Below are 22,180 nucleotides of genomic sequence, written 5' to 3' on the forward strand. Positions count from 1 at the left end.
TGCCGACTGCCGTCAGATCAGGACGACTTCTCGCAAGGCTCGGTCCGCTTCGGCCAGCCGGTCGCCTTTTCCACATAGTCCTTGGCGTTGGCTTCGATCAGCGGCCGGACCTCGTCCTTGAGCGGCTCGAGCCAGTCGCCGGGCTTGGTCCATTTGGTGCCGTCCCATTCCGCGACATAGGCCTTGCTGTGGCCGGAATGGTCAGTGCAGGAGATTGTGGTCGGCGTGGCGAAGCCTTCCATGCCGATCTCCTTCAATCGCGCCTCGGTGATGTTCAGGCTCTCCAGGCCGCGGCGCATATCCTCGGCATTGATCACCTTCTTGCCGGTGAGCTTCTGCGCGTTGCGCATCGCCTCGACAACGAGCATCGAGTTGTAGACGCCGCGATTATAGAGGTTTTCGCCGACCTTCTCCTTGGCGGCGAGGCTCTTGCCCTTCTCCACGACGTATTTCTGGATGTCCTGGATCACCGGGAAGTTGGTGCCCGCGGCGTTGAGGTTGAGGGACTTGTAGCCCTTGGCCTCGGGGCCGCCGGCGCGTGCGTCGTCATCGCCACCGGCCCACCAGACGCCGACCAGCTTGTTGATCGGGAAGTTGTTCTTGATCGCCTCCTTCACCGCGGTCGGGTTCATCGCGCCCCAGCCCTGGTTGTAGAGATAGTCCGGCCGGTCGCGCCGAATCGAGAGCCAGAGCGAGCCCTGGTTCTGCATGTCGGCGGCGGCCACGGGATAGATCTTGAGCTCGAAGCCGTATTTCTTGGCGAGGTTCTCAAGCACCGGGATCGGCTCCTTGCCGAAGGGCGCATCGAGATGGATCAGGCCGAGCTTCTTGCCCTTGAGCTTGTCCATGCCGCCGAGTTCGGCCGCCATGTGCTTCACCATCAGCGAAGCGCCGTCCCAATAGGTGAAGGGCGGGATGAAGACCCAGGGAAAGTTGGTGCCGTCGGCCGAGGCCGAGAGGCCATAGGCCATCGACAGGATCGGGATCTTGTCGATATGGGCGCGCGGAATGGCGGCGAGCGTCGCGCCGGTCGACCAGGGCGAGTAGAGGATGGTGTTCTTCGACTTGGCCTGCTCGTAGCACTCGATCGACTTCTTGGTGTCGTAGCCGGTCTCGCATTCCTCATAGACGACCTTGACGCCGTTCACGCCGCCGTCGCGCTCGTTGATCATCGTGATGTAGTCGCGCATGCCGTCGCCGATCGGAATGCCGGAGCCCGAGAACGGGCCGGTGCGATAGGCGTTGTTGGCGAAGTAGACGCTGTCCTGGGCAAGGGCCGGAGCGACTTGCGCGCTCGCGGCGAGGAGCGCGCCCAGCGCCGCTCCCTTCATCAGCTTGGTCGTCTTCATGATGGTTCCTCCGTCGTTTCCACCGATCCTGGCCTTGAACGCCGGATCGTCTCCGCTTCGCCTGCCGCATTGAGACCGCGCAGGTCGTTTTGTTGGGCTCCTCTCCGCCGCGCCGGGGAAAGGGCCGACCTCAATAGGGAAAAGGCCATGTCCGCAATTTCTGCTTCCCGATCTGCCAGAGCCGCGCGAGGCCATGCGGCTCGACGATCAGGAAGGTGATGATCAGTGCGCCGACGAGCATGAAGGTGACGTGCTCGGCCGCGGCGCCCGAGAGCGGGACGCCGAGCGCGGGCAGGCCGAATTTCAGGATGGTCGGCAGGCTGGCGATGAAGGCGGCGCCGAAGAAGGAGCCGATCAGCGAGCCGAGCCCGCCGATGATGACCATGAACAGGATGTTGAAGGAGAGGCGGATGTTGAAGACGTCGGCCGCTTCGCCGCCGCCATACCAGAAGAAGATCATCATCGCGCCGGCGACGCCGGCATAGAAGGACGAGACCGCGAAGGCGGTGAGCTTGGCGTTGAGCAGCTTGATGCCCATCAGCTCGGCGGCGATGTCCATGTCGCGCACCGCCATCCAGGAGCGGCCGAGCTTGCCATGCACCAGGTTCGAGGCGAACCAGGTCAGGCCTATGACCAGCACGAGGCAGACGAAATAGCGTGTCTCAGGCGAAGCCGAGGCCCCGGTGATGGGGAGGCCGAAGAGCGTGCGCTGCGGCACCTCGATCGCGCCCGAGGCATTGTAGTTGAACAGCCAGGGCACGCGCACGAAAGCCCATTGCAGGAAGAACTGCGCGGCGAGCGTCGCGACAGCGAGATAGAAGCCCTTGATGCGCAGCGAGGGCAGGCCGAAGAGCACGCCGATCGCCGCCGAGAACAGGCCGGAGACCAGCACGAGCACGATGATGTTGATGCCGGGAAAGAAGGTCGTCAGCTTGTAGGCGGCATAGGCGCCGACGCCCATGAAGGCGGCGGTGCCCAGCGAGATCAGCCCGGTATAGCCGGTCAGGATGTTGAGCCCGATCGCGGCAAGCGAGAACACCAGGAAGGGGATCATCACCGAGGAGATGAAGAAGTCGTTGCCGATCAGCGGCACGCCGATGAAGGCGAGCGCCAGGATGACGGCGATACCGACCCGGTCCTGCCAGATCGGGAACACCGCCATGTCGGCGGAATAGGTCGATTTGAACTGGCCGGCTTCGCGATAGAACACGGTTTCAGCCTCTCAGATGCGTTCGATGATCTTGTCGCCGAACAGCCCTTGCGGGCGGAACAGCAGGAAGCCCAGCGCGATGAAATAAGCGAGCCAGCTCTCGATGCCGCCGCCGATCAGCGGGCCCCAGTAGAACTCGCCCATTTTCTCGCCGATGCCGATGATCAGGCCGCCGACGATCGCGCCGGGGATGGAGGTGAAGCCGCCCAGGATCAGCACGGGCAGGGCCTTCAGCGCCACGATCTCGAGCGCGAAGGAGACGTCCGAGCGCGCGCCCCACATGATGCCGGTGATCAGGGCGACGATGCCGGCGGTGAACCAGACGATGACCCAGATCTGGTTCAGCGAGATGCCGACCGAAAGTGCTGCCTTGTGGCTGTCGGCCACTGCCCGCAAGGCTCTGCCGATGCGCGTGTACTGGAAGAAAGCGGCGAGAGCGGCGATCATGATCGAGGCGATGACGGCCGCTGCGATGTCGATCTTCTGCAGCGAGACCAGGCCGCCGAACAGTTTCAGGTCGATCGCGCCCTTGGGCAGCCAGAGCTGATCAGCGATCATCTGCTTGGGGTTGCCGCCGAACAGCGCCTCGCCGAAGCCGATCAGGAAATAGGTGATGCCGAAGGTCGCCATGAACAGGATGATGTCGGGCTGGTTGACCAGCGGGCGCAGTACGACGCGTTCGATGGTGACGGCGAGCGCGAACATCACGCCGAGCGTCAGGATCACGGCGAGGAAGGCCGGTACGCCCTTCTCGTAGAGCCCGACCAGGGTCAGCGCCGCGAACACCACCATGATGCCCTGGGCGAAGTTGAACACGCCCGAGGCCTTGAAGATCAGCACGAAGCCGAGCGCGATCAGCGCGTAGAGCACGCCGGAGACGAGGCCCTCCCAGATCGTCTGGGCGAGCAGGTCCGGGGCCTGGACCATCTGCTGGAACGGGTCGATGAAGACCTTGTAGAGCGTGTTCGACTCGTCGAACTTCGCGCCGAGGATCGCGGCCGCGACGATGGCGATGAGAATCAGGCCGGTCTTGACCCAGCCCTTGGCGAGGAGATTGGGCGCGGGCCGTGCGGCGACGTCGCTCATGGCGTTATGTCCTTGAAGAAGCTGGCCATCAGTGCGCCACCCCCAAATAGGCGTCGATCACCTTCTGGTTCGCCTTGACCTGATCAGGCGTGCCGTCGGCGATCTTGCGGCCGTATTCGAGCACCACGACGCGGTCGGAGAGATCCATCACCACGCCCATATCGTGCTCGATCAAGGCGATGGTCGTGCCGAACTGGTTGTTCACGTCGAGGATGAAGCGGCACATGTCCTCCTTCTCCTCAAGGTTCATGCCGGCCATCGGCTCGTCGAGCAGCAGCAGCTCCGGCTCCATGGCGAGGGCGCGGCCCAGTTCCACCCGCTTCTGCAGGCCATAGGGCAATTTCCCCACGGGCAGCTTGCGGATGTGCTGGATCTGCAGGAAGTCGATGATGTCCTCGACCACCTTGCGATGCTCGATCTCCTCGGTCATCGCCGGGCCGTGACGCAGCGCCTGCCAGAAGAAGTTCCGGCGCATCTTCAGCGTGCGGCCGGTCATGATGTTGTCGAGCGTCGACATGCCCTTGAACAGAGCGACGTTCTGGAAGGTGCGGGCGATGCCGTCCGCGGCTGCCTGGTGCGGCTTCACCTTGGCGCGGCGCACGCCCTTATAGGTGATCTGGCCTTCCTGGGGATGGTAGAAGCCGTTGATGCAGTTGAGCATCGAGGTCTTGCCGGCGCCGTTGGGGCCGATGATGGCGCGGACCTCGCCCTTGCGGATGTCGAAGGAGACGTCCGAGATCGCCTTCACCCCGCCAAAGCGCAGCGAGATGTTGTCGACCGACAGCAGGATCTCGCCCTTGTCGCGATGCAGCGGTTCCCCGGTCACGTTCATGGTCTCGACGTTCATGCCGCCCTCGCCGGAGTTGGCGCGGTTACCGGATAGGTCTTGGCGTCGCGGACTTTGACGCGGGCGGAGATCACGCCCTTGCGGCCGTCCTCGAAGGTCACTTCGGTGGAGATGTCGGCAGCTTCCGAGCCGTCATAGAGCGCGGCGACGAGCGGGGCGTAGCGCTCGGCGATGAAGCCGCGCCGGACCTTCTGGGTGCGGGTCAATTCGCCGTCATCGGCGTCGAGTTCCTTATGCAGGATCAGGAACCGCCTGATCTGCGCCCCGCCCATCAGGGGCTCGGCGGCGAGCGAACGGTTCACCTCGTCGACATGCTTGGCGATCATGTCGTAGACGAGATCGTGGCCGGCGAGTTCCTGGTAGGAGGCGTAGACGACATTGTGGCGCTCGGCCCAGTTGCCGACCGCGGTCAGGTCGATATTGAGCGCGACGGTGGCGTAGTCGCGGCCCTGACCGAAGGCGACGACCTCCTTGATGTTGGGATAGAATTTCAGCTTGTTCTCGATGTATTTCGGCGGGAACAGATCCCCCGAGGAGAGCTTGCCGACATCCTTGGCGCGGTCGATGATCTTGAGATGGCCGGTCTCGTCGAAGAAGCCGGCATCGCCGGAGCGGACATAGCCGTCGGCGGTCATCGTCTCCGCGGTCTTCTCGGGATCCTTGAAATAGCCGCCGAAGATCGAGGGCGAGCGGTAGAGCACCTCGCCATTGTCGTCGATGCGGATTTCGACCAGCGGGGCGGGGCGGCCGACCGTGTCGGCCTTGATCTCGCCATTGGGCTGCATGGTGATGTAGACGCCGGCTTCGGTCTGGCCGTAGAGCTGCTTCAGATTGACCCCGATCGAGCGATAGAACTTGAACAGCTCGGGGCCGATCGCCTCGCCGGCGGTATAGCCGACCTTGATGTTGCTCAGGCCGAAGCGGTTGCGCAGGGGCGCGTAGATCAGGATGTCGCCGAGCTTGTAGAGCAGCCTGGCGCCCAGCGGCACGCTCTCGCCGTTGAGGATCTTCTCGCCGTGCTGCTTGGCCACGCCGAGGAAGTAATGGAACATCTTGCGCATCAGCGGGCCGGCATCCTCCATGCGCACCATGGTGATGGTCAGCATGGTCTCGAAGACGCGCGGCGGCGCGAAGGCGTAGGTCGTGCCGACCTCGCGCCGGTCGTCGACGACGGTTTCGGGCCCTTCCGGGCAGTTCACGCAGAAGCCCGCGACGATCGCCTGCGCATAGGAGAAGACATGGTCGCCGACCCAGGCGATCGGCAGATAGGCGATGACTTCGTCGCTCTCGTTCAGCCCGTCGAACTGGCAACCGATCTCGGCGGCGGTGATGACGTTGAAATGGCTGAGCATGACGCCCTTGGGCCGGCCGGTCGTGCCCGAGGTGTAGAGGATGATGCCGAGATCGGAGCCTGAGCCGGCCTCCATCTCGCGCTCATGGGCGGCTGCAGCCTCGGGGCTCGCCTTCAGCGCGTCGCGTCCGCCAGCGATGACCTTGTCGATCTCGTGCAGTTTGCCGTGGTCGTAATCGCGCAGGCCGCGCGGCTCGTCATAGAGCATCTGGCGCAAATGGGGCAGGCGCTCGGCGATGGAGAGAACCTTGTCGACCTGTTCCTGGTCCTGCACGCAGGCGAAGACCGCCTCGGCATGGTCGAGCACATAGGCCATCTCCTCGGCGACGCTGTCGGCATAGACCGGCACGGGAACCGCGCCGATCCATTGCGCGGCGCACATCGACCAATAGAGCCTGGGCCGGTTGTAGCCGATGATCGCGACCTTTTCGCCGCGCTTCAGGCCGAGATCCTGCAAGCCCCTGGCGAAGCTGCGCACCTGCTCGGCGACCTCGGCCCAGGTCCAGGACTGCCAGATCCCGAGATCCTTGTGCCGGAACGCGATGCGCGAACTGCGCTCGCGCGCATTGCGCAGCAGCAATTTCGGAAAGGTATCCGCCTGGCCGGCGCTTGCGCTTGCCACGATTGCGTTCTCCACCCTGTCCGGCCGCCGTACATTGCAGCGGCCTTCGTTTTGGCCGTTTCGGCCCTTGTTCTTGATGTGAGCCTCGCAGCCACCCCATATCTTTGCAAGGGGGGGCTTGACAGACAACTTGGCATTTGGTCGCTATTGTCTTGGGGCAGTGTGGTTTGGCTGCTTGCGGATTGCGCCACCAGCCCGAACTGACCGGCGCCCGGGCCTGCTCGGGATTGAGAGTGCGTGGAATGTCGCGCGCTCGAAGGCAGCTCAAACACGATATCTGATCCGAAACATGATCATGACCGCGCAGGACAGCGCACTAGCGCCCTGACCGCCTTGCATCCGCCGCCTTCGAGAGGGAAGCTCGCCGCGAGGGTAGGTGAATGCGCGTTCTTGCCGCGATCAGCCTGGCAGTGGTGCTGGCCACCGGAGCGACCGAGACGCGCTCGCATCAGGCTGCCAGCGGTTGGGACTACCCCTTCGAGTGCTGCTCGGGCGCCGATTGCGCACAGATCGACGCCGGCGCCGTCCGGGAGAACCCTTCCGGCTTCGTCGTGACGATTGCGCCGGGGCGTCATCCGATGTGGCCGACGGAGCGACGCGAACCCCTTATCCTCGAGATTCCCTATCAGAAGGCGCGCGCCTCGCCGGATGGGCACTGGCATCTGTGCATCAACGATGCCGGTGAACTGCTCTGCTTCTACTGGCCGGGCGGCGATTCGTGATGAGGTAGGGCCGATGCCTGCCATGGCGGCCTTTGATGCAGCCTTCGCCGTTTACATCACCTCTTGCGAGCCACGATGTAAGGACGATGGTCGTTGCCTTTCGTTGCATGGTTTTCAATGGCAAGAATCTCGAAGCCGGCGGCAGATATATGCTGGCTCAGCTTGGCCGCCCGAAAGACGCCGGCATAGGGCGCCTGCCCGATTGCGCGCATCGCAGGCACGGCAAGCCAGATGAGCGGGTTCATGTCTCCGACACAGGGTGTCTTGGAGATGAACAGTCCCTCCGCCGAGAGCAAGCCGTGGATGCGGCGCAAAGTCCCGCGCAGATCCCGGACCAGATGCAGATAATTGAACCCCAGAACGGCGTCGAACTGCCCTGCCTCAGCTGTGAGATCTTCTGCAGCCGCCGTGCGGAAGACGAGGCCCGGGAGAGGAGCGGCGGCATGTTTTTCATGCGCAATCGCGATCATTCCAGCGGAAATATCCGTCGCAAGGTAGTCTCGGACAGCGCTGGCGAGCCGGAGCGCCGTTGTTCCTGTTCCGCAGCCCAGTTCCAGCACCTTGTCGCCTGATCCCAGCAGGGCGCGGGTCCGGTCCAAAGTGCGCTCATAGCCGGCTTGGTCCGCAATCGCACTCTTGGCGTATTTCCGCGAAGTCCGGTCCCAGAAACGGGCGTCGCTCGCCAAGCTCATAATGGGGCGCTCATCACAAACATTCCACTTGATGCGGGGAACGGGCCGCAGGCCGCTCTGCCTTTATCCTTCGTAGCGCGCCAGCCGCTCCAGATCCAAGATCGTCACGCTGCCATGGCCGACTTCGAGCAAGCCGAGATCGGCGAGCTTCGCCAGCCCCTGATTGGCGATCTGGCGCGACATGCCGGCGAGCAGGCCGAGCTCCTCCTGCGAGATCGCCAGCGTCCGGTCGAGATCGGGATAAAGGATCGGGTTGAACAGCCAAGCGAGATTGCGCGCGAGGCGTCCAGTCGAATCGAGGGTGCGCTCGGTCTCGGCGATGGCGATGAACTGGGCGAGACGCTCGTTGAACTGATGCACCAGAAAGCGGTTGAAAGCCGCGCTGTGCTCGAACAGCCAGAGGAATGTCGAGCGCCGCATCAAGGCGAGCCTGGTCTCGCGCAGGGCGACAAGCTCGTAGCGGCGGGGTTCGGCCTTGATCACCGTGCCCTCGCCGAACCAGGCGCCGGCGCGCATGCCCGCCAGCGTCGCGGCTTTGCCGGTCTTGGAAGTGGTCGACATCTTGACCAGCCCCTCGGCGACGCCGGTCCAGGATTCAAGCTTGTCGCCGACATGGCAGATATAGGCGCCCTTGCCGTAGAGCTTGAGGCTGACGCCGCGCCGCGCCTCCTCGAATTCCGCCTCCGTCAGGTCGCGCGACCAGGCGGCGATGCGGCGGAGGTCTTCGGGAGGGATCAAGGGCGGGGCGATCCTGAAGCGGAGGAGCGTGAGGGCTCAGTATGGGGCGCGGCCGCGCCCGGACTCAAGCTGGACGAAAGATGCGCGGGGAACCTTCTCCCTATTCCGCCGCCTTCAGCATTGCCAATGCGGCGGCAGAGCCATCGCGCAGCTTCGCCAGCAACTCCACCTCTTCGGCCTTCGCCGCCTTCAGATGCCGTTCCTTGACATGGCCGAAGCCGCGGATTTTTTCAGGGATCGCGGCGAGCGCGATGCAGAGTGCGTGGTTCGGGGGCGAGAGCTTCGCCAGGATTTCGCCGATCAGCGTCTCATAGGCGCCGATCAGCGCGCGCTCGGTCCGGCGCTCTTCGCTATAGCCGAAGATGTCGAAGGCCGTGCCGCGCAGGCCCTTCAGCTTCGCCAGCAGGCCGAAGGCCGACATCATCCAGGGACCGAAGCTGATCTTGCGGGGGATACCGGTGATGGGATCGCGCCTGGCCAGCAACGGCGGAGCCAGGTTGAACTCGTAGCGCAGCTTTTGGCCCGACGCGCTGGTCGGCTCGAAGGTCGCCTCGACCTGACGTTGGAACGAGCCGTCGGCATAGAGCCGGGCGACCTCGTATTCGTCCTTGTAGGCCATCAGCTTGAAGAGATAGCGCGCGACGGTTTCGGTCAGGGCGTGCTGGCCCGGCAGAACGTCAGCTTCCTTCGCCTGCACGCGATTGACGAGTTCGCGATAGCGGGCGGCATAGGCCGCGTTCTGATAGGCGGTGAGGAGGCTCACGCGCCGAGCGATGATCTCGTCGAGCGAGGCCGAGATATGCCGGGCCTGCGTCGGGGCCTTGGCCTCCGACAGGGAGGCGACCAGCGCAGCAGGATCATGCGCGGCGCGGCGGCCGAGCTCGAAGGCCTGCTTGTTCATCGGCACGGCTTCGCCATTGAGCTCGATCGCGCGCAGCAACGCCGCGCGCGACAAGGGCACGCTGCCGAACTGCCAAGCGTAGCCGAGCATGAACATGTTGGCGGCGATGGCATTGCCGAGGAAGGCGACTGCCGCGGCGGTCGCATCGACGAAATGGGTCTGGTCGCGGCCCGAGGCCGAGAGGATCGAGCGCTTGATGCGCTCGATGGGCAGCGAGAAATCGGCATTGCGGGTAAAATCGCCCGGCAGGCTTTCGGCCGTGTTGACGACGACGGTCGCGGCTGTCGGCTTGATCGCGCCGAGCACTTTCTTCGAGCCGGTGACGGTGAGGTCGCAGCCGAGCACGAGGTCGGCCTGCCCGGCCGAGACGCGGATGGCGTGGATGTCGTCGGGCGTCGGGGCGAGCTTGACGTGGCTGAAGACCGCGCCGCCCTTCTGGGCGAGCCCGGCCATATCGATCATGCCACAGCCCTTGCCCTCGAGATGGGCCGCCATGCCGAGGATCGCGCCGATGGTGACGACGCCGGTTCCGCCGACGCCGGTTACGATCACCGCGAAGCTCTTGTCGAGTACCGGCACTTGCGGCTCGGGGATGTCGCCTGCGCCGAGTGCGCCGGCGTCGATCTGGCGCGGTTCGGTCTTTTTGGGGCGCGCGCCGTGCACGGTGACGAAGGACGGGCAAAAGCCCTTCACGCAGGAAAAATCCTTGTTGCAGTTCGACTGGTCGATCTGGCGCTTGCGGCCGAATTCGGTTTCCAGCGGCTGCACCGAGACGCAGTTCGACTGCACGCCGCAATCGCCGCAGCCCTCGCAGACCAATTCGTTGACGATGACGCGCTTGTCGGGGTCGGGATAAGTGCCGCGCTTGCGGCGGCGGCGTTTTTCGGTGGCGCAGGTCTGGTCGTAGAGCAGCAGCGAGACGCCAGGCACCTGCCTCAATTCGCGCTGGACGGCGTCGAGATCGTCGCGGTGGTGAAAGGTCGTGCCGGGCGGCCAGACCGTGCCGGTCGGGTATTTGTCGGGATCGTCGCTGACGATCGCGATGCGCTGGACGCCTTCGCCGGCAATCTGGCGCGCCATCTGGTCGGGCGAGAGATGGCCTTCGGCCTGCTGGCCGCCGGTCATCGCGACCGCGTCGTTGTAGAGCAGCTTGTAGGTGATGTTGACGCCGGCCGCGACGGCCCAGCGGATCGCGAGCGAGCCGGAATGGGTGTAGGTGCCGTCGCCGAGATTCTGGAAGACGTGGTTGCGGGTGGAAAAGGGCGCCTCGCCGATCCAGTTCGCGCCTTCGCCGCCCATCTGGGTGAAGCCGGTGGTCGAGCGGTCCATCCACTGCACCATGTAGTGGCAGCCGATGCCGGCATAGGCGCGCGAGCCCTCGGGCACCACGGTCGAGCTGTTATGCGGGCAGCCCGAGCAGTAATAGGGCGTGCGCTTGGCGACCTCCTGGGCTTCCGCAAGCCGGCCTTGCGCTTTTGCGATCTCCTCCAATCGCGCGCGCAGTGCCGGGTCGTCCCGGTATTGCAGCAGTCGCGCCCCGAGCGCGATCGCGACATCGTTGGGGTCGAGCGCGCCATGGACCGGGAACAGCCATTCGCCGGCCTCGTCCTTCTTGCCGATCACCATGGGCTGAGCTCGCGATCCGTAGAGCTCTTCGCGGAGCTGGACCTCGATCAGCGAGCGCTTTTCCTCGACGACCATGACGAGGTCCAGGCCGGCGGCAAAAGCCTTGAGTTCGGAGGGGTCGAGCGGCCAGGGGCAAGCGACCTTGAACAGGCGGATGCCGAGATCGTTGGCCCGGACCTCGTCGATGCCGAGATCCTCGAACGCCTGGCGCACGTCGAGATAGGATTTGCCGACGGTGATGATGCCGATGCGCGGGGCCTTGCCACCGGAGGTGATGGTCTGGTTGAGCTTGTTGGCGCGCAGGTAAGCCAGGATCGCGGCGCGCTTGTGGATGTGAAGCCGCTTCTCCTGGTCGAGGAAATCGAGCTCGCGGCGAATGCTCAGGCCGCCCGGCGGCATCACGAAATCATCGGGGAGGGTGATCGTCACGCGGTCGATCGCGCCATCGACGGACGCCGTCGATTCGATGTTGTCCTTGACGCATTTGATGCCGACCCAGACCGAGGCGAAGCGCGAGAGCGCGAGGCCATGCAGGGAATAATCCATGATCTCCTGCACGCCGGCGGGATTCAGGATCGGCATCATCCGGTCGACGAGGACGAATTCGGTCTGGTGGGCGTTGGTCGAGGACTCGGCCGTGTGGTCGTCGCCCATCAGGCAGATCACGCCGCCATGAGGCGAGGTGCCGGCCATGTTGCCATGGCGGAAAACGTCGCCGGTGCGGTCGACGCCCGGACCCTTGCCGTACCAGAGCGCGAAGACGCCGTCATATCGACCCTCGCCCTGGAGCTCCGCCTGCTGCGTGCCCCAGACGGCCGTGGCGGCGAGGTCCTCGTTGAGGCCGGGCTGGAAGACGATGTTTGCCGCCTTGAGCTGCTTGCCGGCGCGCGAAAGCTGCTGGTCGAGGCCGCCGAGCGGCGAGCCGCGATAGCCGGAGACGAAGCCTGCAGTGTCGAGGCCGGCAAGCCTGTCGCGTTCGCGCTGGACCATCAGCATGCGCGCGATCGCCTGCGTCCCGGTCAGGAAGATCTTTTGCTTGGACAGGTCGTATTTGTCGTCGAGCGCGACCTCGCGCAGGCTGGTCGCCATCTTGGCGACAGAGCCGGAATTCCGCTGCGTCTCGGCCATGGTCGACTTCCCCGGATCGTCCCGTTTCCAGACTATGGGGCGGGTTGGTCCAGCCTCCAAGCTGGGCATCACCCAACTCTTTGATATGTCAGTAAGGCTGACATATCGGCGTGCCGAGGTCAATTCAGATTGGGATTGTTCCAGGCTTTGCGCGAGGACTGATGCTGCGCCGCGATTTGGCCCAGTTTACGGGGGAAGGCTGGTTGCGACGCAAATTACCGGCAAGTGGCGTGTTCATAATAGGTTAACCATGATCCGCCAGGTTTCGGCCTCACGCGAAGGAGCCGCCCCTTGAAGCGCCGTGCCATTACCACCGCCTTGCTCGCGGCCCTGGGCTGGTGGGTCGTCCTGTCCACCCCGGCGAGCGCGCATCCGCATGTCTTCGTCTCCGCGCGTGCCGAGATCGTCTTCGGCCCCGACGGGGCGGTGACGGCGCTGAAGCATATCTGGAGCTTCGACGAGGCCTATTCCGCCTATATCACGCAAGGGCTCGACAAGAACGGTGACGGCAAGCTGACGCCCGACGAACTGGTCGACCTCGCCAAGGTCAATATGGAGTCGCTGCCCGAGGTCGGCTTCTTCACCACCGCCAAGGCCAATGGCAAGGCGCAGGAGTTCGGGGAGCCGACCGATGCCAGTCTCTCCTTCGAGAACAAGATCCTGACCCTGACCTACACGCTGCCGCTGAAAACGCCGATCAAGTCGGTCCGCTCGGTCGGGCTGGAGATCGGCGACCCCACCTATTTCGTCGCCTTCGACATCATCGATGCGCCAGACGCCGTGATCACGCGGGATGCGCCCAAGGGCTGTGTCGTGCGGGTCGCGCGCCCGCCCAAGCTCGATGCGGCCACCCAGCTCAAGCTGGCGCAGGAGGACATCACTGCCACGCCGGATATGAGCGGCTTCCAGGTGACGACCCGCGCGCTGGTCGCATGTCCTTGATCGCGTCATGTCCTTGACCGCGTCATGTTCCTGATCCCGTCGCAATCGACTCCGCTCGCCTGGCCGGCGCTGTCGCGCCGGTTGATCGTCGTCGTGGTCACATTGGCTCTGGTCGCCGGCGTCCTGACGCTGTTGGCGCAGTTCGTCACGAGCCTGAGCCCGGTGCCGCCACCGCCGCCGCGCAATCCCTTCGGTGGCGCGATGCCGCGCGAGGCGCTGCCCTCGACGACCGGGATCGGCGGATTGTTGCTGGCCTGGCAATCCTCCTTCTACCGCGAATTGACGGCGGCTCTGAAGGCGATCCATCAGAGCCCGGCAGCGCTCTGGAGCCTGATGGCGCTGGCCTTCGGTTATGGCGTCTTCCATGCCGCCGGTCCCGGCCATGGTAAGGCGGTGATCTCGGGCTATATCGTCGCCGATAATCGCAGCCTGCGTCGGGGGCTGGGCCTGAGCTTCGCGGCGGCGATCCTGCAGGCGCTCGTCGCCATTGCGCTCGTCGGCACGCTGACGCTGGCCTTGAGGGCGACGGCGCAAACCATGACCACCGCGGCCGACATGGTCGAGCAGGCGAGCTTCGCGCTGGTCGCTCTCGTCGGCCTCTTCGTGCTCTGGCGCAAGGCCGGGGCGTTGCTGGCGCTCGGCCATGGCGCGCAGGCGCACGACCCGACCTGCGACCATGTCCATATGCCCGGTCCCGACGAGATCTCGCGTCTCAAGAGCTGGCGCGAGATGGCGGGCGTGGTCTTCGCGGCGGGCCTGCGCCCTTGCGCGGGGGCGCTGATCATCCTGGTCTTCTCGGCCTCGCAAGGCCTGCTCTGGGCCGGCATCGCCGCGGCCTTCGCCATGTCGCTCGGCACGGCGCTGACGACGGGAGCGCTGGCCGCGCTCGCCGTGTTCTTCAAATTCGCGGCGCTCAGATTTGCCGGCGGCGGCACCCTGCGCAGCGCCAGATTGATCGGTGGGCTGGAGCTTCTCGCAGCGGGCTTTGTGGCGGTGCTGGGTGCGGCGCTGTTCTTCGGGCTCTGGGCGGCGGGGGCGGGGAGTTAGAGCTCCCCGTTTTGATGCGTTTTCTTCGCGCGAACCGGTCTCCACTTCGCTCGAATACGCTCTAGAAGAAAGCATCGAGGAACGCCGCCGCCTCGTCGGAAATCGCGACGATCTTGTTGGTCGCCTGGCGATAGAACTTGAAGTTCAGCTCGGTTTCCGGCCGGCCGTCGTTCCAGGACGCGAAAGGCTTCAGCGCGCTGCGCTCCAACGGCCGCTGCGTCAGCGCGGTGCGTTCGACGGTGATGCTGACGCGCGGGGTCTGGCGCTCTATGCCGGGCCGTCTGGGGACAGTTTCGGCGGAGGCGACGACGCCACGAGCGATCAGGCCCTGCCCAGCCTCGTTCCCGCTGGCGAAGATGAAGACGACATCGTCTGCCGCGATGTGCTTTCCGCCATACATCGTCTTCTGGCCGGTAAAGACGAACATCATCGCATGCGGATCGCCGATTTCGGCCTTTTATCGCAAACGCCATGGTCATAGAGCCTCTAGCCTACACGGAGTCGCTGGCCTGAGCGTCATTGTGCCGGCCATGTCGCTCCATTTGAGGCAATATTAACCGAATTCGCAGTATTCTCGTCGAACGTATGGTGCTGGCCGCAATCGCTGTCGGACTGAATCCTGTTCCAGGTGCTGTGATGATCTTTCCGCGTTCCATTCGGCAGTACCTTCTGGCGACCATGGCGGCTGTCTGCCTGCCGGGTCTCGGTACGCTCGGCTACCTTGCCTATGATGCGGTCACCGACATGCGTGCAAACCACCGGCTAGCCGGTCTGGTCGAGGCGGATCGCGCCTTGCTGCTCACGGGCAATGCAATTCGTTCCGATCGCGGCAAGGCCCAGACGAGCCTGCAGGCCAACGACGATGCCGGCGCGACGATCCGTTCGATCGTGGAGACATCGCGCAGCCAGATCGCGACAGCCGTGGCGAAGCTCGAGGCCGTCGATCTGGCGGAGCGTTCGGCACATTCTGCTGCCATCCTGCAGGCTGAAAAGGCCATGCAGGGCAAGATTCCCGATCTGGACGCCGAGGCGGCCAAGCCGCGGGCGCAACGCAGCCTGGCTGCGACCATGCCCTGGTACAATGCCGTCGGCGCCATCGAGACCGCGCTGACCAAAGCCTCCGATGCAGCGTCGCTCGCCGTTCGCTTGGCCGATCCTGCGCTCGCGGAGCTTCAGGCCTTCAAGGCCGCCGCCTGGTCTTTGCGCTCGAACTACGGCTCGCAATGCTCGTTGCTGCGTGCGCCGCTGGGCTCCGGCCAGGCACTCTCCCCGCCACAGTGGAAACAGTTCGGCGAATTGCGCGGCGCCAGCAACGCGGCGCAGGCCCAGTTGGGGCAACTCGCCCTGCGCGCCGGCATCTCGCCCGAACTTGCGCGCAAGGTCGGCGTTGCCACCGGCGAAGTCGCCTCTGCAAACCAGACGATGGACCAGCTTGTCGGCAAACTGGGCCAGGGCGCCGGCGCCGTCATCGGCGCCGAGGACTGGACCGCGATGTGCAACGGGCCCTTCAATGCCATCGTTGGCGCGGTTGCCCAATCGCTGGACGAGATGCGATCGACAACCACGACGCAGACCAATAACGCCCTGACCCGGCTGGCCCTGATCGCCGGTCTGCTTGTCGCGCTGCTGGCCCTGTGCGCAGCAAGCTGGCGTGGCATCCAGAAGCGCATCGCGAACCCGCTGACCGGCATGAATGTCGCGCTTGCGCGTATGCAGGCCGGCGACATCGACGAGGCTGTTCCCGCCGCGCCCTGCCCCGACGAAGTCGGGGCGCTTGGCAACGCGCTCGAGGCCTATCGCGAAAATCTGGTCAAGGTTCGGGCTCTGGAAGAGCAGGAGCGTACCGCTTCCGCCGCTCGCCTGGCGCGCGCGCAATCGATGGAGGCTGTGGTCTCCGATGTCGGCGAGGTCGTCGCGGCGGCGGCGTCGGGTGATTTCTCGGCGCGGCTCGAGATCGAGCATGCCGATGAGCAGATGCAGAAGCTCGTCGCCGGCATCAACGAGATCAATGCGGTGGTGGATTCAGCCACATCCGAATTCGCGGCCGCCCTGCAGGCGGTGGCCGGCGGCGACCTGACCTCCCGGATCGAGACCGCCTATCGCGGCAAGTTCGCCGAGCTCAAGGGCGCGATCAACGAGACGGTCGACCGGCTGTCCTCGACGGTGCGCACGATCCAGACGACCTCTGCGGATGTCGGCTTGGCGGCGCGCGAGATCACCATGGGCGCCGACGACCTGTCGAAGCGCACGGAAGAGCAGGCCTCGTCGCTGGAGGAGACCGCGGCGACGACCGAGGAGCTCGCAGCCTCGGTGAAGGCCTCGGCCCAGGCCTCGAAGCAGGCGGCCGCGATCGCGACCGAGGCCATGCAGGCGGCGCAGTCGGGCGGAACGATCGCGACTGAAGCGGTCGCCGCCATGGCGCGCATCGAGAGTGCCTCGCAGAAGATCTCCGACATCATCCGGGTGATCGACGACATCGCCTTCCAGACCAATCTGCTGGCGCTGAACGCGGCGGTGGAGGCCGCACGCGCCGGCGATGCCGGCAAGGGCTTTGCCGTGGTGGCATCGGAAGTGCGCACGCTGGCGCAGCGCTCGGGCGCCGCAGCCAAGGACATTTCGGGGCTGATCTCCTCGTCCAACAGCGAGGTCGGCGAGGGCGTCAAGCTGGTGCGCCAGGCCGGCGACGCGCTGACCCAGATCCTGGCGGCCTCGCAAAAGGTCGCGGCCACCATCGCCGAGATCTCGGCGGCCTCGGGCGAGCAGGCCAATGGCATCGACGAGATGAGCCAGGCCGTCGCCCATCTCGACGAGATGACGCAGGCCAATGCGGCGCTCGCCGAACAGAGCGCAGCCTCGGCCGGTTCGCTCTCGGGCCGCATCGTCCAGCTCAACGACCTCGTCGCCGCCTTCAGGACCGGCCCTGAGGGCGCGACCGCCTCATCGGCCAGCTACGCCCCGGCACCGCGCCCGGCTGCCAGGGCAAGCGCTGCCCAGGCTCATGAACCGGCCTCCGAGCCCGCGCGCCTGCGCAAGCTCGCCGAGGCCGCCTTCGGACAGAGCTCCAGGCCTGCCGCGGCAGCGACAGCGCCGCGACCGGCTCCAATGCCCGCCAGGAAGGTTGCAAACGCGCGCGCCAGCGACGCGGGTTGGGAAGAGTTCTGACGAAACCGAACAGGGCTCGTTAGCTGCCCTCCGCTTCAGGAGTCGTAGCCGCTAACGCCCCCGCTCCGGATCGTTCTCCAAAACGATCGGCTTGCCATGCGGCGTCGCCTCGGCGGCCCTCGCCCAGGAGGCGGCGAGCGCATCGACGCCCGCATGCGAGGTCAGGCCCTTTTCGATCAGCAGGTGTTCCAGCGCCTCGCACCAGCGCTCGTAGTAGTCCGAGCCGTCGCGGCAGCCGCCTTCGGCCACCGCCTCGGCGATTTCGGCGCCCAGCGCCTGCGCCCATTCCTCGGCGGTGAAGATGCCCTTGTTCTGCAGCGCGACGACCAATGCGAAGGCCTGCGCCTGCCAGGGCTCGGCGAAGACCGGGCCGTCGGCATCGCGCGGGATCGGCGTATCGGCTGCCAGCGCTGCGGCGAGATCGGTGTCAGGCCGATTCAAGATAGCTCTCCCAGGCCTCGATGCTGACGCGTGTGGTCGGGTCGGCGTCGCGGCCCCATAGTTCCGGGCCGGTGAAGACCACGGTGTAGAGCCATTGCGCCGTCTCGGGCTGGCCCTGCGCCCCGGTGTCGGGGAAGACATGGCAGCCGCTGACGCGCTCGACTACCCCCAGCTTGCCCCGGGCATAGCGCGGCAGGCGGGTATGGTGCCGGGGATGGATCACGATGGTGCGCACGCTGTCGCCGACGCTGAATTTCGCCGGGGCCTGCGCTTCGCGCTCATAGGGAAAACCGCGCCGCAGCACGGCCGCGACGTCCTCGCCCTTCAGCACGCGCTTGGGCGGCCTTGGCGGCGCGGAGGGCTTGCCCTCGGTGAGCTCGTCCGATGTGACGAAGCCATGCTGCAGCAGCAGGTTCTGCAAGCCCGCGAGCCAGATCTGGTAATAGGAGAAGGAGAGATAGTCGGCCGGGGGAATGCTCTCGCGGGCATGCCGGCTTTCGTCGATGCTCCATTGCCCCATCGCGCCGGCGGCGACGTTGAGCGCCAGCACGCGCTTTTCCCAGTCGCCATGGAAGATCGGCTCGTTCGGCTCGGGTCTGACCGGGCCAAAACCCATCTGGCCGCCGAGATCCTGCCCGCCATTCATGACTGGGCCTCCAGGACGGCCAGCCCCGTGCCGATCATCGAATCGCGGCTGACGATCGAAGCCAGTTTTTCTTCCGACCAGCCCTCGGTGCCGGCGGGCCGCATCGGGATGACGATGAAGCGCGTCTCGGCGGTCGAATCCCAGACGCGGATGCTCTGGCCTTGCGGAAGCGTGACGCCGAAATCGGCGAGCACGCCGCGCGGATCGATCACCGCCTTGGAGCGATAGGGCGGGGATTTGTACCAGACCGGCGGCAGGCCGAGCACCGGCCATGGATAGCAGGAGCACAGCGTGCAGACGATGAGGTTGTGCTCTTCAGGCGTGTTGAACACCGCGACGATGTGCTCGCCACCGCGCCCGCCATAGCCGAGCTCGGCGACAGCCGCCGAGCCGTCCGCCTTCAGCCTTGCGGCAAAGGCCGGGTCGCTCCAGGCTCTTGCGACGACGCGGGCGCCGTTGCGCGGGCCGATCTTGGTCTCATAGGTGTCGATGATCGCGTCGAGCGCCGCCGGGTCGACATAGCCCTTGGCGACCATCAGCGATTCCAGCGCCTTCACCCGCGCTTCGATCGGGGTGAAGTGGTTGTCGTGATCATGATCATGGTCGTGGTGGTGATGATGACCGCTCATCGTCTTCCTTCCTTCCAACCTGCCAAACTCTCAGCCCTCGTCCTGAGGAGCGGCCGAAGGCTGCGTCTCGAAGGATGCTCCAGTTTTCGCAGGAGCCTCCTGGACAATCCTTCGAGATGCCGCTGCGCGGCTCCTCAGGATGAGGCCTGAAGATATCTCATGCGATCCGGATCCGCGCCGCCCGCTCGAATTTCACGGCGAAGGCGATAAGGGATTTGTCCGAGCCCTTCGGCCCGATCAGCGACAGGCCGAGCGGTGCGCCCTCGCGTTGCGCCACCGGCATCGTCACCTGCGGGAAGCCCGACAGCCCGGCAAGGCAGAGCAGGCGCAGCGCCCGGTTGCGGAAATCGTCGAGCTCGGGCTCCTGCGCGCTGACGAGCGGAGCGATGTCGGGCACGGTCGGCAGGATCAGCACGCCATCGCGCCCAAGCCAGCGCGCGAGCTTGGCGCGGAAGCTCTTTCGGGTGGTCTCTGCCTTGGCGTATTCGGCGTCCGTGACGGACTTCGAGAAGGCGAAACGTTCGGCGACGCCGGGTCCGAGCGGCGGTGCGAAGCGCTCGATCATCGGCCCATCGGCGAGCCAGGCCTCGCGGCCCTGCACCCAGCGGAAGGCCCAATAGAGCGCGTCGAGATCGCGCGCGACCTTGATGCTCTCGGGCTGGCCGAGCGTGGGCATGACGCGCTGGACGACATTGCGCAGGATGTTCTCGGCGTCCGGCACGGCCTGCGAGAACATGTCGTCCGCCAGCAGCATGCGCGGGATTTCGGGCAGGGCGATGCGGTCCTTGCCGAAGACGACCTCGGCGACGCGGGCGAAGGTTTCGCCGTCGCGGGCGAACCAGCCCGGTGTATCCAGGCTCTCCGCCAGCGGCCAGGCATGCTTGAGCGAGAGCCGGCCATGGCTCGGACGGATGCCGAAGAGCCCGCCATAGCTCGCCGGAGCGCGCACCGAGCCGCCGGTGTCGGAACCAATAGCGATATCGGCGAGGCGGCCGGCGACGGCCGCCATCGAGCCCGAGGATGAGCCGCCGGTGATGCGGTCAGGCGCGGACGGATTGATCGGTGCGCCGAAATGGGCGTTCTTGCCGTTGAGCGAGAAGGCGAGTTCATCGGTATGGGTCTTGCCGACGAAGCGCGCTCCGGCATCGAGCAGCGTCTTCACGATCGGCGCGGTTCTGGTCTTGATGCCGGACTGGGCCAGCACGGTCGGCGAGCCCGCCCCGGTCGGATAGCCCTTGACGTCGAACAGGTCTTTCACCGCCAACGTCAGCCCGGCGAGCGGGCCGAAGGCGGCGTTCTTCACCGGCGCATCCGGATAGGGAACGAAGCAGCGGAAGGGGTCTTCGGTAGGCATAGGCGTCAAAGTCCTCTTGCGTCGCCGTCTGAACGTGGGTCGTGGGTGGCTTCGACATGGCCCTTGGGATGCTTCACCAGCATGCCGGCATGGCCGAACTGATCGGAATAGGCTTCGCTGTATTCCTCGACCGGGTGGCCGGCAGCGGCTAGCCTGGCGAGCAGCATCGGGTCGAAGCGGCTCTCCAGCTTCAGCGATAGCGAGCCCGCCCCCCAACTCCGTCCGAAGAGCCAGCGCGGCGCATCGACGGCGGCCGCCGGGTTTTGACCGAAGCGGTAGCGCGTCAGGATCTGCGCCTGGAATTGCGGCTGGCCGTCGCCGCCCATCGCGCCATAGGAGACGATACGCCCGTCGGCAAAGCGCACGAAGGCGGGGTTGAGGGTGTGGAAGGGCTTGCGGCCGGGCGCGAGCGGGTTCAGCGCGCGCTTGTCGAGCGAGAACGAGACGCCACGGTTCTGCCAGTTCACGCCGGTCCTGGGCAGGATGCAGCCCGAGCCGTACTCCCAATAGATCGACTGGATATAGGACACCGCCATGCCGGAGGCGTCGATCGCGCCCAGCCAGACCGTGTCGCCATCGCCGGTCTTGAACGGCCAGCTCGCCGCGCGCTTGCGGTCGATCGCGGCGGCCTCGCGGGCGAAGACGGCGTCGCTGAGCAGGCTCGCGGGATCGATCTGCAGATGCGCCGGGTCGGTGACATAACGGTCGCGGATGGCGAAGGCGCGCTTGGTCGCCTCGACCAGACCGTGATGATGGTCGAAGCCTTCGGCCCGTTCGATGCCGAGCTTCTCGAAGATGCCGAGGATCAGGAGCGAGGCGAGCCCCTGCGTCGGCGGCGGGAAATTGTAGACGGCCAGGCCCGGCAATTGGATGGCGAGCGGCTGGACGAGGCGCGCCTTGAAGGCCGCCATGTCCTGGCGCGTCACAGGCGCGTCCATTGCGGCGAGGTCGGCGCCGATCTCGCGGCCGATGTCGCCGCGGTAAAAATCGTCGAGGCCGGCATCGGCGAGATGCTTGAAGGTGGCGCCGAGCGCCTCAGGCTTGCGGCGCGCGCCCGCCTTGGGCTGCTCGCCGCCCGGCCAGAAGAATTCGCTGAAGCCGGGCGCGAGCTTGGCCGCCTCGACCTGCTGGGGCCAGGTGCGCAGCTCCGAATCCGAGATGGCATAGCCCGCATCGCAATGGGCGATCGCATTGCTGAGCAGGTCCTTGAGCGGCATCCTGCCGCCCAGGCTCCTGGAGAGTTCCAGAGCCGTCTGCCAGCCGCCGATCGCGCCGGCGACCGTCACGGCGGCGTCGGGGCCGCGCGCGGGGATCGTGTCATGGCCCATCTCGCGATAGCGCTCGATCGTCGCCAGCGCACCGGCCGGGCCGCAGGCCTCGATCGCATGGACCCGGCCCTTGCCGCCGGGCTCATGCACCAGCCAGAAGCCGTCACCGCCGATCGCGTTCATATGCGGGTAGACCACTGCGATCGTCGCGGCCATGGCGACCATCGCCTCGATCGCGTTGCCGCCCTCGGCCAGCACGGCGCGCCCGGCCTCGGAGGCGAGATGATGGGGCGCGGCGGCGGCACTGGCAGCAAAGACGGGCGTCTCGATCATCTGGGTCTTTTCAAGCTGGGCGGTCGGGACTATCTCGCCAAAAGCAGAGCTTCTGCCTTGTGACGGGGCGCGCGATTTTGTTGCAT

At 65.8% G+C, this 22,180-nt stretch carries 18 protein-coding genes; 4 read left to right on the plus strand and 14 right to left on the minus strand.

What is annotated here, in order from left to right; all coding sequences use genetic code 11:
- Positions 1-17: 17 nt before the first annotated feature.
- The 5 genes from J2Y55_RS00190 to J2Y55_RS00210 form a co-directional block, all read right to left on the minus strand.
- Positions 18-1,349 carry an ABC transporter substrate-binding protein gene (locus tag J2Y55_RS00190; RefSeq protein WP_092174963.1) on the minus strand — a complete coding sequence of 444 codons (1,332 nt, stop codon included), beginning with the start codon at positions 1,347-1,349 and terminating at the stop codon, positions 18-20.
- Positions 1,350-1,479: 130 nt separating this feature from the next.
- Positions 1,480-2,559 carry a branched-chain amino acid ABC transporter permease gene (locus tag J2Y55_RS00195; protein WP_310146412.1) on the minus strand — a complete coding sequence of 360 codons (1,080 nt, stop codon included), beginning with the start codon at positions 2,557-2,559 and terminating at the stop codon, positions 1,480-1,482.
- A 12-nt stretch (positions 2,560-2,571) separates the two neighbouring features.
- Entirely contained in the window at positions 2,572-3,486 is a 915-nt protein-coding gene (locus J2Y55_RS00200) for a branched-chain amino acid ABC transporter permease (protein ID WP_103720934.1), read from the minus strand.
- Positions 3,487-3,673: 187 nt separating this feature from the next.
- Positions 3,674-4,492, minus strand: a complete 819-nt coding sequence (locus tag J2Y55_RS00205; protein ID WP_310146414.1) for an ABC transporter ATP-binding protein — start codon at positions 4,490-4,492, stop codon at positions 3,674-3,676.
- Complete coding sequence (locus J2Y55_RS00210; protein ID WP_310148611.1) at positions 4,489-6,468, minus strand: AMP-dependent synthetase/ligase; 1,980 nt, start codon at positions 6,466-6,468, stop codon at positions 4,489-4,491. Before J2Y55_RS00210 ends, J2Y55_RS00205 begins: the two co-directional genes overlap by 4 nt.
- Positions 6,469-6,845: 377 nt before the next feature.
- Here J2Y55_RS00210 and J2Y55_RS00215 point away from each other — a divergent pair, with 377 nt between their 5' ends.
- Positions 6,846-7,187, plus strand: coding sequence for a hypothetical protein (locus tag J2Y55_RS00215; protein ID WP_310146416.1), 342 nt, complete (start codon positions 6,846-6,848; stop codon positions 7,185-7,187).
- 56 nt (positions 7,188-7,243) lie between these two features.
- Here the strand turns inward: J2Y55_RS00215 and J2Y55_RS00220 are convergent, their stop codons facing one another.
- From J2Y55_RS00220 to J2Y55_RS00230, 3 genes are all read right to left on the minus strand, one after another.
- Positions 7,244-7,879, minus strand: a complete 636-nt coding sequence (locus tag J2Y55_RS00220) for a class I SAM-dependent methyltransferase (RefSeq protein WP_310146418.1) — start codon at positions 7,877-7,879, stop codon at positions 7,244-7,246.
- A 63-nt stretch (positions 7,880-7,942) separates the two neighbouring features.
- Positions 7,943-8,617, minus strand: a complete 675-nt coding sequence (locus J2Y55_RS00225) for a Crp/Fnr family transcriptional regulator (protein ID WP_310146420.1) — start codon at positions 8,615-8,617, stop codon at positions 7,943-7,945.
- A 100-nt stretch (positions 8,618-8,717) separates the two neighbouring features.
- Positions 8,718-12,272: an indolepyruvate ferredoxin oxidoreductase family protein gene (locus J2Y55_RS00230; protein ID WP_310146423.1), complete on the minus strand. Its 3,555-nt coding sequence runs from the start codon at positions 12,270-12,272 to the stop codon at positions 8,718-8,720.
- Positions 12,273-12,563: 291 nt separating this feature from the next.
- On the opposite strand from J2Y55_RS00230, the gene J2Y55_RS00235 reads away from it, so the two are divergent.
- Together J2Y55_RS00235 and J2Y55_RS00240 are read left to right on the plus strand one after the other, a co-directional pair.
- The gene (locus J2Y55_RS00235; RefSeq protein WP_310146425.1) at positions 12,564-13,214 is read left to right on the plus strand and encodes a DUF1007 family protein; all 651 of its coding nucleotides are present in this window, start codon (positions 12,564-12,566) and stop codon (positions 13,212-13,214) included.
- A gap of 24 nt (positions 13,215-13,238) precedes the next feature.
- A complete protein-coding gene (locus tag J2Y55_RS00240) occupies positions 13,239-14,261 on the plus strand; it encodes a nickel/cobalt transporter (RefSeq protein ID WP_310146428.1) in 1,023 nt (340 codons plus the stop codon).
- A 61-nt stretch (positions 14,262-14,322) separates the two neighbouring features.
- Here J2Y55_RS00240 and J2Y55_RS00245 read toward each other — a convergent pair whose 3' ends face one another.
- Positions 14,323-14,691 (minus strand): hypothetical protein, encoded by a 369-nt coding sequence (locus tag J2Y55_RS00245; RefSeq protein WP_310146429.1) that lies wholly within the window; start codon positions 14,689-14,691, stop codon positions 14,323-14,325.
- A gap of 206 nt (positions 14,692-14,897) precedes the next feature.
- Between J2Y55_RS00245 and J2Y55_RS00250 the strand changes: the two genes are divergently transcribed.
- Positions 14,898-17,423, plus strand: a complete 2,526-nt coding sequence (locus tag J2Y55_RS00250) for a methyl-accepting chemotaxis protein (protein ID WP_310146431.1) — start codon at positions 14,898-14,900, stop codon at positions 17,421-17,423.
- A gap of 51 nt (positions 17,424-17,474) precedes the next feature.
- Here J2Y55_RS00250 and J2Y55_RS00255 read toward each other — a convergent pair whose 3' ends face one another.
- The 5 genes from J2Y55_RS00255 to J2Y55_RS00275 form a co-directional block, all read right to left on the minus strand.
- On the minus strand, positions 17,475-17,864 hold the full coding sequence (locus J2Y55_RS00255) for a nitrile hydratase accessory protein (RefSeq protein ID WP_310146433.1): 390 nt from the start codon (positions 17,862-17,864) through the stop codon (positions 17,475-17,477).
- On the minus strand, positions 17,851-18,510 hold the full coding sequence (gene nthB / locus J2Y55_RS00260; protein ID WP_310146435.1) for a nitrile hydratase subunit beta: 660 nt from the start codon (positions 18,508-18,510) through the stop codon (positions 17,851-17,853). The genes J2Y55_RS00255 and nthB overlap by 14 nt, the downstream gene beginning before the upstream one ends.
- Positions 18,507-19,139 carry a nitrile hydratase subunit alpha gene (nthA, locus tag J2Y55_RS00265; RefSeq protein ID WP_310146437.1) on the minus strand — a complete coding sequence of 211 codons (633 nt, stop codon included), beginning with the start codon at positions 19,137-19,139 and terminating at the stop codon, positions 18,507-18,509. Before nthA ends, nthB begins: the two co-directional genes overlap by 4 nt.
- 157 nt (positions 19,140-19,296) lie before the next feature.
- A complete protein-coding gene (locus J2Y55_RS00270) occupies positions 19,297-20,493 on the minus strand; it encodes an amidase (RefSeq protein WP_310146439.1) in 1,197 nt (398 codons plus the stop codon).
- A gap of 5 nt (positions 20,494-20,498) precedes the next feature.
- The gene (locus J2Y55_RS00275; protein WP_310146442.1) at positions 20,499-22,094 is read right to left on the minus strand and encodes a gamma-glutamyltransferase family protein; all 1,596 of its coding nucleotides are present in this window, start codon (positions 22,092-22,094) and stop codon (positions 20,499-20,501) included.
- Positions 22,095-22,180: the final 86 nt, after the last annotated feature.

The sequence above is a fragment of the Allobosea sp. BE125 genome (assembly GCF_031456075.1).
Lineage (GTDB): Bacteria > Pseudomonadota > Alphaproteobacteria > Rhizobiales > Beijerinckiaceae > Allobosea.